Origin of the sequence: Streptomyces sp. NPDC001027, from assembly GCF_040299045.1 — a bacterium.
GTDB lineage: Bacteria > Actinomycetota > Actinomycetes > Streptomycetales > Streptomycetaceae > Streptomyces.
In genome coordinates, this window is sequence record NZ_JBEPBI010000010.1 from 22,312 (window position 1) to 35,653 (window position 13,342).

Sequence of the window (13,342 nt, forward strand, 5' to 3'; positions counted from 1 at the left end):
GATCACGAACAGTGTGTGACTGGTGGGTAAAGGGCCGCTAATGCCCGTTTTGTTGATCCTTCCATCACTCTACGGCAACACGCGACGCGACTTGCCGCCGCCGTGCCGCCGTGCCGCCGGGCCGCCGGGGCGGGGCGGGAGGGGCGAGGGGCCGGGGTCCTCGCCCCCCGACCCCTCCCGCCTCCCCGGCCCCTCGCCCCTTCAGGGCGAGCGACGTGTCACTGCCCAACCAGCCCCGGCCGCAGCACCTTCGTGAACAGCACGGAGCCGTCCTGCTCGCGCAGCCGCACCGTCAACTCGCCGCTGTCGCCGTCGATGTCGACCTCGCCGAAGAACTGGTAGCCGCCCGCGGGCGACACGTTGGCCGCGGTCGGGGCCTTCACGAACACGCGCTCCGGACCGAAGGTGCCGTCCAGCGCGCTGGACGGGAAGGCGCCCGCGTTGAGCGGCCCGGAGACGAACTCCCAGAAGGGCTCGAAGTCGGTGAACGCGGCCCGCGACGGCTGGTAGTGCTGCGCCGACGTGTGGTGCACGTCGGCCGTCAGCCACACCGTCCCGGTGATCCGCCGGTGCTTGACGTACCGCAGCAGCTCCGCGATCTGCAGCTCGCGACCCAGCGGCGCCCCCGGGTCGCCCTGCGCGACGGCCTCGATGTTCGGCCGGCCCTCCGTGGTGTCCGGCACGACGAGTCCGAGCGGCATGTCGGCGGCGATCACCTTCCACACCGCGCGCGAACGCGACAACTCGCGCTTGAGCCACGCCAGCTGTTCGGCGCCCAGGATGCCCTGCGGGTCCGTGACCTGGGTGTCGGGCGAGTTGGCGTTGCGGTACGTCCGCATGTCCAGCACGAAGACGTCGAGGAGGGGCCCGTGGCGCACGACCCGGTGGACCCGGCCCTCCCGGGCGCCGGGACGCAGCGTCGAGATCGGGAAGTACTCGCTGAACGCCCGCCGCGCGCGCCCCGCGAGCACGTCGACGCTCTTCTCGGTGTAGCGGGGGTCGGAGTCGGCGATCACCTCGCCCGGGTACCAGTTGTTGCGGACCTCGTGGTCGTCCCACTGGATGACGGACGGCACCTGCGCGTTGAAGCGGCGCAGGTTCTCGTCCAGCAGGTTGTAGCGGAAGTTCCCGCGGAACTCCGCGAGGGTCTCGGCGACCTTCGACTTCTCCTCGGTGGTGACGTTGCGCCACAGGCCGCCGTCGGGCAGCGCCTGCGTCGCCGTCAGCGGGCCGTCGGCGTAGACGTTGTCGCCGCTGCACAGGAAGAAGTCGGGATCGAGACGCGCCATGGCGTCGTAGATGCGGTAGCCGCCGAGGTCGGGGTTGATGCCCCAGCCCTGGCCCGCGAGGTCCCCGGACCACAGGAAGCGCACGCCGCGCCGACGCCGCAGGGGGACGGTGCGGAAGGCGCCGGTGACCGGCTCACCGGTGCGGCGTGGATCGTCCGGGTCGGCGAGCAGCACGCGGTAGTGGATCTGCTCGCCGGCCGGCAGTCCGTGCAGCCGGACGGTCCCGGTGAAGTCCGTGCCGGCGCCGAGCAGCGGACCGTGCAGCCGGCGGGCGCCGCGGAACGACTCGGTGGCCGCGGTCTCGACGATCATCCGCGCCGGACGGTCGGACCGCACCCACACCAGCCCGGAGTCGGACGTCACGTCGCCGCTCTGCACGCCCCAGGCCGCCCTGGGCCGCCCGGACAGCGCGAATGCGGGAGCCGCGCCGAGCGCGGCGGGCAGGGTCAGGGCCGCGGACGCGGCGAGCGAACCGCGCAGGACGCTGCGGCGTCCCGGAAACGGACGGTGTGACATGGAGGGGCCTCCTGGGACGGGAACCGGCCGGTGTGCACCGACACGTCTACGCGGGCGCCGCAGCGCATACGGAAACCGCAGATGAACAACTCCACGCGCGCACAAGGCCGCCGCCCGCGCGCTGCTGTGCGTCACCCTGTCCGGACGGCCTCCGCCATGAGGCGTATGCCCTCGTGCAGGCGCGGGGGCGACAGGTGCGCGTAGCCCAACACGAGGCGTACGGGTCCGTCGTCCGGCACGGGCGTGTACGCGTACTGGCCGAGGGCGCGGACGTCGACGCCCGCGGCGGCCGTCCTCTCGAGGAACCGCTCCTGCGGTCCGTAGCGCCGGGGGAGTTCGGCGATGGCGTGCAGTCCCGCGGCGACGCCCGACACCCGCGCCCCGGGGAAGTGCTCGCCGAGCGCGCTCACCACGGCGTCCCGGCGCTCACGGTAGGCCCGTTGGCAGCGGCGCAGCTGACGGTCGTAGTCACCGCGCTCCACGAGCCGGGCGAACAGCGCCTGGTCGAGGGCGGGATGGCCCAGGTCCGTCGTCCGCTTGCGCTCGACGACCGCCTCGGTCAGCGCCTCCGGCACCAGCAGCCAGCCGAGGCGCAGTCCCGGCGCGAGGGACTTGCTGACCGAACCGGTGTAGGCCACGCGCTCGGGGTCGAGGCCCTGGAGTGCGCCGACGGGAGCGCGGTCGTAGCGGAAGTCGCCGTCGTAGTCGTCCTCGAGGACGAAGCCGTCCACCGACCTCGCCCAGTCCAGCAACTCGGCCCGCCGCCGCGCCGAGTACGCGATCCCGGTGGGGAACTGGTGCGCCGGCGTCGTCACCACGGCCCGCACGCCCGACGCCCGGAGCGGCTCCATGGCCAGGCCCTCGTCGTCCAGCGGCAGGGGGACGGCCGTGACGCCCGCCCCCGCGTACAGGGCGCTGTGCTGGGGACTCCCGGGGTCCTCCACGCCGACGACGGTCGTCCCGCGCGCGTGCAGGGCGAGGCCGAGCAGCGCACTCGCCTGCGCGACGCCGGAGACGACCACGAGGCGCTCCGGGTCGGCGACCACGCCCCGTCGGCGGGCCAGGAGTCCGGCGAGCGCGAGGCGCAGCCGGGGCAGCCCGCGCGGGTCCGGATAGCCCAGCTCGTGATGCGGCAGGTCGGCCAGCACGGCCCGCTGCGCGGCGCCCCACGCGGCTCGCGGGAACAGCGACAGGTCCGGCGTCCCCGGCACGAAGTCGGCCCGCGCGCCCGGCGGTCGCGGAGCGAGGTCACGCGCGCGTGGCCGGGCGGCCCGGACGGCGCCGCCCACCCAGGTGCCCGCGCCGCGCCCGCTGCGCAGATACCCCTCCGCCGTCAGCTGCTCGTACGCCTCTGTGATGAGCCCGCGCGAGACCCCGAGGTCGACGGCCAGGTCCCGGCTGGACGGCAGGCGGGCGCCCGGCGCGAGCCTCCCGGAGCGCACGGCGTCCCGCAGCGCGGCCCGCAGGGCGCGCCCACGCGCGCGTGCCGGCGCGGCAGCGGCCGGCAGCAGCACCTCCCAGGCCGCCGACGGCGAGAGCTCTTCGGGATTGGTCCCCGATGACGTCATGGAAGTGGACCTTAAACCGTGCCGCAGCCGCTCCTAGCGTTCGACGTCATGAACGTCACCGCTCTGCGCGGGTCGCTGCTCGCGGCGCTCGCCTGCGTCCTCGTCGGAGGATCCTTCACCGCCAACAGCGTTCTCGGCGCCTACCCGTACGCGGGCGGCCAGGCCCTGCGCTACGGCTTCGCCTGTCTGCTGCTCGCGCCCCTCGCCGGGGCGGGCGCGGGAGCCCGGCTGCGCGCGCTCACCGCGCGCCTGTGGATGCGGCTCGCGCTGCTCGCGGCCGTCGGGATGGTCGGCTTCAACCTCGCCGTGCTGGCCGCCGAACGCTCCGCGGAACCCGCCGTCCCCGGCGTCCTGGTCGGCTGTGCGCCGGTCGTGGTGGCCGTCGTGGCGCCGGCGGCGGAGGGACGGCGGCCCCGGCGCGAGGTGCTGTACGGGGCGACGCTGGTCGGCGTCGGCGCGTTCACGGTGCAGGGCTGGGGCGAAACGGACGGGGCGGGCCTCGCCTGGTCGGTGTGCGCGCTGGCCGGAGAGGTCGGCTTCGCGCTGCTCGCCGTGCCCGTCCTGCGGCCGCTCGGGCCGCGGCTGTTGTCGGCCACGGTGTGCGGGCTCGCCACGCTGGAGTCGGCGGCGGTCGGACTGCTGCTCGACGGCGGCGGGTGGCTGCGGCGGCCGCACGGCGGGGAGGCCGCCGCGCTGCTGTGGCAGTCGGCGGTGGTCACCGTCGTCGGCTTCGTGTGCTGGTACATGGGCATGCAGCGGATCGGCGCCGAGCGCGCCACGCTCTTCTCCGGCCTCATCCCGGTGGCGGCCGCCTGCACCGCCCCGCTCGTGGGAACCGGCACGTACGGCCCCGTCCAGGCCGTGGGGAGCGCTCTGGTCGGGGCCGGCGTCGCGGTGGGCGCGGGCGCCCTGTCGCACGCCCGCGGGGGTTCAGCGGCTGCCGTCGAGGATCACGCGTGCGACGAGGGCCGGGTCGTCGTTCATCGGGCAGTGGCCGCAGCCGGGCAGCCGCACGAGGCGGGCGGCCGGGATGACCTGCTTGGCGCGGACGCCCTGGCGGCGCACGAGGAGCCAGTCGCGGGAGCCCCAGCCGACGGTGACCGGAATGCCGGGCAGGTCGTCGGTGAACTGGACGGTGGTTCCGGCGCGCAGCGTCTGATCGAACCCGGTGGCCCGCGCCAGGGCCAGCGTCTCGGCGACCACGGCCTCGGGTGAGCGGCGGGCCGGGCGGGCGTAGATGGTGCTGGTGAGGGCGGTGCGGCCGGCCGCCGTGCTAGCCAGGCGCTCCACCAGGGGCAGCGGCAGCCGACGGGAGATCTGCCGCATCGTGACCAGCACGCCGAAGGCGTAGCGCCGCTCGGCCTCCGACCAGAACCCGGCCGGGGACAGCGCCGTGACGGACCGTACGAGCTTCTCGCGGCCGAGCTCCAGGGCGAGCAGGCCGCCGAGTGAGTTCCCCGCCACATGAGGACGGTCCAGCTCCAGCGCTTCACAGAAGGCGCCGAACACGGCGGCCGTGGTGGGCAGGTCGTAGGCGAGGCCGTCCGGCAGGGCCGGGGAGACGCCGAAGCCGGGCAGGTCGACGGCGATCACGTCGCGTTCGGCGGCCAGGATGTCCACGACCGGGTCCCAGGCCTGCCGGTGATGCCCGATGCCGTGCAGCAGCAGGAGCGGCTCGCCCCGGCCCACGCGCGCGTAGGAGACCGTGACGGGCAGCGGGCCCTTGGGGGAGGGGACCGTGAAGGAGACGGTGGCGGGCATGGGAGCTCCTCGTTCTGACAGCGGGCCGGCAGACGCCGTAGACAGCTTGTCAGCAATTGCTACCGGCGGGTAGCCCTGTCGTTCGTCCTTCGAGTGAATCCTGTCATTTGGGACGTGTAGTGAGCGCTTTCCCCCCAGTCGCCACAGGGTTGGAGGATTGGTATTGACCAAGGATGGGGGCCGTCCTATGGTCGCGAGAGAAGTACAACAACCTTTAATAAACAAGGGCGCGAAAACGCCGCAGGACCACGGCGATTGCGGAGGACAGGGTGGGGACCACGCAGCTGGAATCGGTGCCGGAACCGAAGTACTGGCATCTCAAGACCGTGCTCAGCGAAGCGCTCGACTCCGAGTTCGCCGTGGGCGAGATCCTGCCCAACGAGCGTGAGCTGGCCGCCCGCTTCGGCGTCGCCCGGGCGACGCTCCGTCAGGCGCTGGAGCAGCTCGAGCTGGAGGGCCGGCTGCACCGCCGCCGAGGCGTCGGCACCACCGTCGCACCGCCCCGGATGGGCGTCGCCGTCGGCACGGAGCAGCGGGTCTGGCCGGGCCTGGGGGAGGACGCCTGGCAGGCCGTCGGCTGCACGCTCGCGGTACCGCCCGCGGCCGTCGCCGCCGCCCTGGAGACCCCGCGCGAGCAGAGCGTGCACATCGTGCGCCGCTCACGGGTGTCGCACGGTCAGCCCGTCGCCGCCGAGTTGCTGTACGTCCCGCAGACGTCGGCGCCCGACCTCGGCGCGATCGACGGCCCGTCCGAGGTCGCACGCGCGCGTGCGGTGCTGCGCGAGCTGCATCGCCTCGAACTGCAGGACCAGGACAGCGCCGTGGAGCTGGGCTCGGCGCGCGCGGACGACGCGAGGGAACTCGACCGGCTCCCCGGCGCGCCCGTCCTCGTGGTCACCACCCGCTACTTCGCCCAGGGTCGTACCGCCGCGCTCTCCGTGGCCACGTACCGCGCGGACACCTGCCGGCTGACGTTCGGCGCGTCCGGCGGCGTGGAGATACACCACGGTCCGGAGCAGCAGGCCTCCTGAGCTCCGCGTCCGGCGCGGACCGCGCGCCGCAGGCCGACGACAGCCTGCGGCGGTCCGCCCGGCCCGCGCCCGCGAACGCATCCGAGGTCTCCGTCCGGTCGGCCCGCGAACGCCGCCCGGCCGCCCCGGCGTGCCACCCGGCCGCCGAGCAGCCGCCCGCCCGGCGCCCGGGAACTCCTCCGGGGCGCCCGGAGTCTCCCTGGGGAGCTCGGCAACCCTCCCGGGCGCTCGGCGTTCCGCCCGGCCCCGGCCCGGCCCGGCACTCCGAGCCGAGGCTCACCGCCGTGCCGTGACCGTCCCCTCCACCGCGAACAACTGCTCCTCCACGTGATCGAGGGCGAGCCGCAGCGCCCCCGTCGCCACCGCCGCCTCCCCGAGCATCGACAGGGCCACGCTCGGCGGCCGCAGACAGTAGCGCGCCAACTCGGCGCGCAGCGGCTCCAGCACGCCGTCCAGCCCCGCCGCCCAGCCGCCGACCACGACCAGCTCCGGGTCGAGCGCCAGCACCAGCGCGGCCACATCGTGCACCAGCCGCTGGATGAAGCGGTCCACCGCCGCCCGGGCCCGCAGGTCGCCTCCCCGGGCCTGCGCGAACACCTTCGCGACGGCCTGCTCGTCCAGCGGGTGCAGCGGCTCGTCCGTCGTGGACAGCAGCGTCTCCGGTGTCGCCTCACGGCCCAGCAGATGCAGCGCGCCGATCTCCCCGGCCGCGCCGCCGTACCCGCGGTGCAGCCGCCCCCCGATCAGCGCGCCGGCCCCGGGGCTCAGCCCGGCCAGCACGAAGACGACGTCGTCGGACTCGGTGGCGGAACCCTTCCAGTGCTCGGCGACCGCCGCCGCGTTGGCGTCGTTCTCCACCAGCACCGGGCACTTGAACGAACGGCTCAGCCGCTCGCCGAGGCGCAGCCCCGTCCACTCAGGCAGCGCGGTGCCCAGCCGCACCGTGCCGTCCGCCTCCACGATCCCGGGCGTGCCGACCCCGACCGCCCGCAGCGAACTGCGCGGGACGCCCGCCCGGCGCAGGAGTTCGGCGACGGCGGTGCGCAGCCGTTCCAGCCGCTCGTCGGGCGGGGCCGCCTCGTCGACGTCCCTGGCCTGTGCGCCCAGCACACGGCCGTCCAGGTCGGACAGCAGCGCGGCCACCCGATGGGACCCGATCTCCAGGCCCAGCAGGTGCCCCGCCTCCGCCCGGAACCGGAACCGTCGCGCGGGCCGCCCCTGCCGGCGGGCGACGCTCTCGTCCGCGGCCTTCTCGACGACGAGCCCCGCCGCGATCAGATCCTCGACGACCCCCTCCACCGTCGGCCGGGACAGCCCGGTGACGCGGGTGATCTCCGTGAGCGTCGCGCAGTCCGTGGCGCGCAGTGCGTGCAGCACCACCGCGGAATTGATCCTTCGCAGCAGCGAGGGGTCCCCGCCGGTCAGCCGCCCCAACGTCCGTCCTCCCAGCTCGTGCGCGTGTTGGGCGGATCGTACTCGGCGCGGAGGATCCGGGCGAGGGTCCGCTCGGTACCGATGCCGCCACGCTCTGCTCAGCCCGGCGCCACGAATCCCGACTCGTACGCCGTGATCACCGCCTGAGTCCGATCCCTGCGCCCCGAGCTTCGCGCAGGCGCCGGCGCCGCGACGGCCGACGACCGGCCTGGGCGCGTGGAGCCTGACGGGCCGCCAATTGTCAGTGCGGACCGCTTTACTGGATTGCATGGACATCGACGGGTATCTCGGGCCCGGGGGGCGCACGGCGGCCTTAGCGACCAGTCACGGCCTCGTGGCGGCGGACGCCGCGGTGCGTCTCGCGGAGGCGGAGCGGTTCCGCGCGGAGGGGGAGATCCTCGCCGGGAGACTCACCCGGCGCTGGGGCACGCCGTACTGCATCGGCCTGCAGACGGTCCGGCTGCGGACGGCGGCGGAGGAGATACCCGAGCCCTGGGCCGGGCTGAGCCTGCGCGTGGGCGAGATCTGTCTGTGGAGGATCGAGGAGGAAGGCCGGTGGGCGGCCCTGGGCGTGGCCGATCTCGACCCCGACGACGAGATACAGCTCCTCCTCGTCGTCACCGAGACCGACCCGCCCTGACCGCCTCGGTCTTCCGCCGCCGGTCTTCCGCCGTCGGCCCCTCGTCGTCAGTCCTCTGCGGCCAGCCGTAGCCGGGCGAACTCCTCGGCCATCGTCTCGGCGGTCCAATGCGCGTTCAGGCCGCTGGGGTTGGGCAGCACCCACACGCGGGTGTCGCCGATGCGCCGCTCCTGCGGGCCCACCACGGCCTTGCGGTCGTCGAACGCCGCCCGGTAGGCGGTCACGCCGACCACCGCCAGCCACCGGGGTGCCAGCCGTCCCACCTTGTCCGCGAGCAGTCGCACGCCCTCGCGGTACTCCTCGGCGCTCAGCTCGTCCGCCCGGGCCGTCGCGCGGGCCACCACGTTGGTGATGCCGAGCCCGTAGGACAGCAGCTCCCGCTGCTCCGCCGGCTTCAGCAGCCGCGCGGTGAAGCCGGACAGGTGCAGCACAGGCCAGAAGCGGTTGCCCGGGCGGGCGAAGTGATGGCCGGTGGCCGCGGTCATCAGACCCGGGTTGATGCCGCAGAACAGCACGCGGAGACCGTCCGCGACGACGTCCGGTACGAGACGGTCGCGGGCGGCCTCCAGTTCGGCCTGGGTGAAACGCGTCAGAGGATCGCTCCGGGCGTGTATCCGGCCGCCTCCGGCCGCTGCTTGACGATCTCCTCGATCCGGCCCACGACCACGGCCACCTGGGCCGCCGCGGCGCCCGTGAAGGACAGCTTGTCGGCCATGAGCGCGTCCAGCTGGGCGCGGTCCAGCGGCAGACGCTCGTCGGCGGCCAGCTTGTCCAGCAGCTCGTTGCGCTCGGCGCCCTGCTCCCGCATCGCCAGCGCCGAGGCCACGGCGTTCTCCTTGATCGCCTCGTGCGCCAGCTCACGGCCGACGCCCCCGCGCACGGCGCCCATCAGCACCTTCGTGGTGGCGAGGAACGGCAGGTAGCGGTCGAGCTCCCGGGCGACGACGGCCGGGAACGCGCCGAACTCGTCGAGCACCGTCAGGAAGGTCTCCAGCAGGCCGTCCAGCGCGAAGAACGCGTCCGGCAGCGCGACCCGGCGGACCACCGAGCAGGACACGTCGCCCTCGTTCCACTGGTCGCCCGCCAGCTCGCCGGTCATGGACGCGTACCCGCGCAGGATGACCATCAGGCCGTTGACGCGCTCGCAGGAGCGGGTGTTCATCTTGTGCGGCATGGCGGAGGAGCCGACCTGGCCCGGCTTGAAGCCCTCGGTCACCAGCTCGTGTCCGGCCATCAGCCGGATCGTCTTCGCCAGCGAGGAGGGGGCCGCGGCGAGCTGCACCAGCGCCGTCACGACCTCGTAGTCCAGCGAGCGCGGGTAGACCTGGCCGACCGAGGTGAACGCCTGCGAGAAGCCCAGGTGGCCGGCGATCCGGTCCTCCAGCTCGGCCAGCTTCGCGGCGTCGCCGCCCAGCAGGTCCAACATGTCCTGCGCGGTGCCGACCGGGCCCTTGATGCCCCGCAGCGGGTAGCGCGCCAGCAGCTCCTCGACCCGGTCGTAGGCCACGAGCAGCTCGTCGGCGGCGGTCGCGAACCGCTTGCCGAGGGTGGTGGCCTGGGCGGCCACGTTGTGGGAGCGGCCGGCGACGACCAGCTCGCCGTACTCCGCGGCCAGCCGGCCCAGCCGTGCAAGGACGGCCACCGTGCGGTCGCGGACCAGCTCCAGCGAGAGGCGGATCTGCAGCTGTTCGACGTTCTCCGTGAGGTCGCGGGACGTCATGCCCTTGTGGACCTGCTCGTGCCCGGCGAGGTCGTTGAACTCCTCGATGCGGGCCTTCACGTCGTGGCGCGTGACCTTCTCACGCTCGGCGATCGACGCCAGGTCGACGGTGTCGAGGACACGCTCGTAGTCGGTGATCGCCGCGTCCGGCACCTCGATCCCGAGGTCCTTCTGGGCCTTCAGCACGGCGAGCCAGAGCTGACGCTCCAGCTTCACCTTGTGCTCGGGGGACCAGAGCGTGGCGAGCTCGGCGGAGGCGTAGCGTCCGGCGAGGACGTTGGGGATGCGGGGCTTGGCGGCGGCAGCGGAAGTCACGTGGAGGGAGTTTACCCGGCGTCCAGACAGGGGCCGTCCTGTCCATAGAGTCCAGAGAGCGCAGGTCGGATGCGTTCCGACCTGCGCTCTTCGGTTGGTCTGTGAGACGAGTGTGAGACGGTCGCCCGTCTTTCAGGATCCGGCGGTCGTCTCGGTGTCGCCGGCCAGCACGATGCGACGCACCTGCTGACGGGTGTAGCCGGTGGCCTCGCAGATGTCCTTCTGCGGGACGTCGTCCACGCTCGCCTGCCTGATCGCGACCGCGAGCTCCTGCCGCAGGATCTCGGTCCGCTGCTCGGCTTCCCTGAACCGCTGTGCCATCTGGGCCAGTGATCGCTTATCCATGGCACACAGTGTTCCATTAGTCATCATGGAACATGACGTTACTCATGATCGGCATAGATTGCTAGGCAGGAACCCTTTGACAGGGAACACGATGTTCCCTAAAGTGGAGGTGTCGGAAGGGAAACCAGCCGACAACGCAAGCGGCCCCCGGCGGTGCGTCAACACCGACCGAGGGCCTACGGAACCACCTGCAGCAACAGGGAGAACCGATGCTCAACCTTCTCATGTCCCCTCGCCGCACCCGCACGGTGCGTGGCCTGATCGGCTCGCTGGTCGAGTCCGCGGCCGACGCCATCCGCTCCATCGCCCCCGCCACCGAGCAGGCCGGCGAGACCCTCGCCGCCGACCCGGCCGACGTGTACGGCATCGACGAGATGCCCGAAACCGACGACATCGAGGCCGCCGCCCGCGAGTATGAGCGCGCCGCCGACCAGGCCCGCCGCGCCGACCGCGGCAAGAGGGCCAGCAAGAAGGTCCTCGACAAGCTCCCGGCCGGCATCTACGGAACGTGGCGCGTCTTCCGCACCCCGTCCTCCCGGCAGACCCCCGACCTGGCCGCCATCACCGCCACGTACAAGAAGCTCGGTCTCGGCCCGGTCCCGATGAAGGCGTGCGCGCCGTCGCTGAAGGTCGAGTTGGTCGAGGTCGCCGCCGGCATCGAGTCCCTGAACGAGGTGACGGTCTGATGCCGAAGCTCACCCGGAACCCGTTCGGCCTGATGGCCACCCCCGCCCCCGCCGACATCGCCCGCGAGCATGCGGACGCCCTGTCCACCCTCGACTTCGACAACGTCATCGCCGACACCAGCAACACCCCGCACACCGCGACCGTCCTGTACGGCCCCACCTACCCCAACCCGAACAAGGGACCCGGCGTCGAGGTGTGGGCAACCCCCGAGATGGCGCCCGAGTACGACTTCGAAGCCATCTACAACCCGGCCGCCGTCGACGGCCAGACCGCCAAGGCGCAGATCTCCGCGCTCCTCGCCGCCAAGGGCATCACCCCGAAGTTCGTCGACGAGGACCACCTCTGCGTCCTCTGCTGCACAGACCTGACCGACGTCACCTCCAAGGTGCCGTGCGAGGGAGACCACTTCGGCATCGACGGGCGCCCCCGCATGCGGTGCGAGCCGAAATGCTGCCGGACCGGCGCCGACATCGAGGCCGAACGCACGGCGTACCTGGCCGACTGGGCGGAGATGCGCCAGGCCACCCGCATGCGGGGCACCGCCACTCCTGCCATGGAGAAGTTCATGGTCGAGGTGGAGCGCGTCCTCGCCGAGTCGCCCGACCCGGCCGCCGCGTTCGACACCGTCCTCGCGGTGGTCGCCAGCACGCGGAAGCGGCGGGGCGCCTGCCCGGTCCATGCCTGGTGCCACGAGACGGAGCCCGGTCACATCGACCACTCCCGGTATGAGACGGGCATCGTCCTCCACGGTGCGGTGCACTTCTCCGAGAGCACGCCGAAGCTGTACGTCGGCGAGACGGAGTTCGGTCCGGAGCAGGCCGCGGCGAAGGCGCAGGAGCTGCGCATGGTCGCCGAGCGCATCGAGGTCTGGGCCGAGGCCACGCAGCAGAAGACGGTCCAGCGGTGACCGGCATCCCCGCCGAGCAGGCCCCCACCCTCACGGTGGGGGCCCTGCCCCCGGCCTCTCCGAGCCTGGCCGCGCTCGCCGCACAGAACGGTGAAGTGCAGGCGGCGATCCGTACCGCACAGAAGATGCTCGCCGCCTACGGCGACACCACCGGCTTCGACATCGGCCAGTACGCCCAGGGCTACGGTGCGCTCGCCGAGTCCCTGCGGATCCTGCTCCGCGCCCTCGACGCCGAGCCGACCTGCGACTTCCTGCGATCGCAGGAAGTTCCGGGATCCCGGAAGAACCCTTCCGACCGGCGCTGCCCGGCCGCGCATGCCGAGGACCCGACCGGCTGCAATGGCCCGGTCGCCGTCACCATCCTCGACGCGCACAACGCCGGCGCGGACGGCTGCGAGCACCACGCCGCCCGCATGCTCGCCTCCCTCGACGGCGGCCGCGTCTACCCGCTGCCCGACGCGGCCGACGGCGCGGCCATCCGCGTATTCAAGGCCGCCGACCGTGTCCGCCCGTTCCCGTGGGTGAACGGCCCGCGTACCCGAGACGAGCAGCTCTCCCGCGACGAGGTCCGCAAGCGGGGTGAACGCCCGTGAGCACCCAGCCCCAGCCCACGGTCACCCTCGACACTGAGGACTTCGGCCCGATCACCCTCCCCGAACCGTCCTGGTGCCGCGGCCACGCCGACCACCGCCCCGACGCCTTCCGCTCGGATGTCACGCACTACAGCGCCGAGACCGTCCTCGCCTACCAGGGCTCCGAACTGTTCCGCGTGATGGTCACCGAGTCGCCTTACGCCACCCGGCCCGAACACCGCAGGGTGTGCGCCTACCTCGAGCAGGGCGACTACACCGGGGACTTCACCCCGGCCGGCCTGTACGACCTGGCCGCGACGCTCGACGCGCACGCCGACCGACTGCGGGACTACGCCGACCAGCTCGCCCGGATCCTCGGCAGGGGTGAGGGCCGGTGACCGACGAGCAGCGCGCCGAACTGTCCCGCCGCGTCAAGGAAGCCAACCGGCGCAGCGAGGAGCGGCCGCGGTGATCAGCACCCGCCCGGTTCGCCGGCCGACCGAGACCGCTGCCCTCGCGGCGGCGGCCCGGTCGCCCCGGCGACTCCCTACCGTTCC

The 13,342-nt window shown here is 73.2% G+C and carries 13 protein-coding genes and 1 pseudogene; 7 read left to right on the forward strand and 7 right to left on the reverse strand.

Annotation, left to right across the window (positions count from 1 at the left end; genetic code table 11):
- Positions 1–218: 218 nt before the first annotated feature.
- Entirely contained in the window at positions 219–1,805 is a 1,587-nt protein-coding gene (locus ABT300_RS05440) for an alkaline phosphatase D family protein (protein WP_351672387.1), read from the reverse strand.
- A gap of 131 nt (positions 1,806–1,936) precedes the next feature.
- On the reverse strand, positions 1,937–3,373 hold the full coding sequence (pdxR, locus tag ABT300_RS05445) for a MocR-like pyridoxine biosynthesis transcription factor PdxR (RefSeq protein WP_351672389.1): 1,437 nt from the start codon (positions 3,371–3,373) through the stop codon (positions 1,937–1,939).
- 48 nt (positions 3,374–3,421) lie between these two features.
- On the opposite strand from pdxR, the pseudogene ABT300_RS05450 reads away from it, so the two are divergent.
- Positions 3,422–4,258 (forward strand): annotated as a pseudogene (locus ABT300_RS05450) (EamA family transporter); the annotation flags it as partial.
- A gap of 45 nt (positions 4,259–4,303) precedes the next feature.
- On the opposite strand, the gene ABT300_RS05455 reads toward ABT300_RS05450, so the two are convergent.
- Complete coding sequence (locus ABT300_RS05455; RefSeq protein ID WP_351672391.1) at positions 4,304–5,134, reverse strand: alpha/beta fold hydrolase; 831 nt, start codon at positions 5,132–5,134, stop codon at positions 4,304–4,306.
- Positions 5,135–5,403: 269 nt separating this feature from the next.
- On the opposite strand from ABT300_RS05455, the gene ABT300_RS05460 reads away from it, so the two are divergent.
- Positions 5,404–6,165, forward strand: coding sequence for a GntR family transcriptional regulator (locus tag ABT300_RS05460; protein ID WP_351672393.1), 762 nt, complete (start codon positions 5,404–5,406; stop codon positions 6,163–6,165).
- A 276-nt stretch (positions 6,166–6,441) separates the two neighbouring features.
- Here ABT300_RS05460 and ABT300_RS05465 read toward each other — a convergent pair whose 3' ends face one another.
- A complete protein-coding gene (locus ABT300_RS05465; RefSeq protein WP_351672394.1) occupies positions 6,442–7,599 on the reverse strand; it encodes an ROK family transcriptional regulator in 1,158 nt (385 codons plus the stop codon).
- Positions 7,600–7,867: 268 nt separating this feature from the next.
- Here ABT300_RS05465 and ABT300_RS05470 point away from each other — a divergent pair, with 268 nt between their 5' ends.
- A complete protein-coding gene (locus ABT300_RS05470; protein ID WP_351672396.1) occupies positions 7,868–8,239 on the forward strand; it encodes a hypothetical protein in 372 nt (123 codons plus the stop codon).
- A gap of 47 nt (positions 8,240–8,286) precedes the next feature.
- Here the strand turns inward: ABT300_RS05470 and mug are convergent, their stop codons facing one another.
- The 3 genes from mug to ABT300_RS05485 form a co-directional block, all read right to left on the reverse strand.
- On the reverse strand, positions 8,287–8,832 hold the full coding sequence (gene mug / locus ABT300_RS05475; protein WP_351672526.1) for a G/U mismatch-specific DNA glycosylase: 546 nt from the start codon (positions 8,830–8,832) through the stop codon (positions 8,287–8,289).
- Positions 8,829–10,274: an adenylosuccinate lyase gene (purB, locus tag ABT300_RS05480; protein WP_351672398.1), complete on the reverse strand. Its 1,446-nt coding sequence runs from the start codon at positions 10,272–10,274 to the stop codon at positions 8,829–8,831. The genes mug and purB overlap by 4 nt, the downstream gene beginning before the upstream one ends.
- Before the next feature lie 132 nt (positions 10,275–10,406).
- Complete coding sequence (locus ABT300_RS05485; RefSeq protein WP_351672400.1) at positions 10,407–10,619, reverse strand: hypothetical protein; 213 nt, start codon at positions 10,617–10,619, stop codon at positions 10,407–10,409.
- A 209-nt stretch (positions 10,620–10,828) separates the two neighbouring features.
- Between ABT300_RS05485 and ABT300_RS05490 the strand changes: the two genes are divergently transcribed.
- Genes ABT300_RS05490 through ABT300_RS05505 form a run of 4 tightly spaced genes read left to right on the forward strand, consistent with a single transcriptional unit; the run spans position 10,829 to position 13,183 of the window.
- Positions 10,829–11,305, forward strand: coding sequence for a hypothetical protein (locus ABT300_RS05490; protein ID WP_351672402.1), 477 nt, complete (start codon positions 10,829–10,831; stop codon positions 11,303–11,305).
- Positions 11,305–12,213: a hypothetical protein gene (locus ABT300_RS05495; RefSeq protein WP_351672404.1), complete on the forward strand. Its 909-nt coding sequence runs from the start codon at positions 11,305–11,307 to the stop codon at positions 12,211–12,213. The genes ABT300_RS05490 and ABT300_RS05495 overlap by 1 nt, the downstream gene beginning before the upstream one ends.
- On the forward strand, positions 12,210–12,806 hold the full coding sequence (locus tag ABT300_RS05500) for a hypothetical protein (RefSeq protein ID WP_351672406.1): 597 nt from the start codon (positions 12,210–12,212) through the stop codon (positions 12,804–12,806). Before ABT300_RS05495 ends, ABT300_RS05500 begins: the two co-directional genes overlap by 4 nt.
- A complete protein-coding gene (locus tag ABT300_RS05505; RefSeq protein WP_351672408.1) occupies positions 12,803–13,183 on the forward strand; it encodes a DUF6907 domain-containing protein in 381 nt (126 codons plus the stop codon). Before ABT300_RS05500 ends, ABT300_RS05505 begins: the two co-directional genes overlap by 4 nt.
- Positions 13,184–13,342: the final 159 nt, after the last annotated feature.

Bases quoted from the DNA above. Each gene is read 5' to 3' on its own strand.
- ABT300_RS05440 (WP_351672387.1), bottom strand. From the start codon at position 1,805: ATGTCACACCGTCCGTTTCCGGGACGCCGCAGCGTCCTGCGCGGTTCG.
- pdxR (WP_351672389.1), bottom strand. From the start codon at position 3,373: ATGACGTCATCGGGGACCAATCCCGAAGAGCTCTCGCCGTCGGCGGCC.
- ABT300_RS05455 (WP_351672391.1), bottom strand. From the start codon at position 5,134: ATGCCCGCCACCGTCTCCTTCACGGTCCCCTCCCCCAAGGGCCCGCTG.
- ABT300_RS05470 (WP_351672396.1), top strand. From the start codon at position 7,868: ATGGACATCGACGGGTATCTCGGGCCCGGGGGGCGCACGGCGGCCTTA.
- ABT300_RS05485 (WP_351672400.1), bottom strand. From the start codon at position 10,619: ATGGATAAGCGATCACTGGCCCAGATGGCACAGCGGTTCAGGGAAGCC.
- ABT300_RS05490 (WP_351672402.1), top strand. From the start codon at position 10,829: ATGCTCAACCTTCTCATGTCCCCTCGCCGCACCCGCACGGTGCGTGGC.
- ABT300_RS05495 (WP_351672404.1), top strand. From the start codon at position 11,305: ATGCCGAAGCTCACCCGGAACCCGTTCGGCCTGATGGCCACCCCCGCC.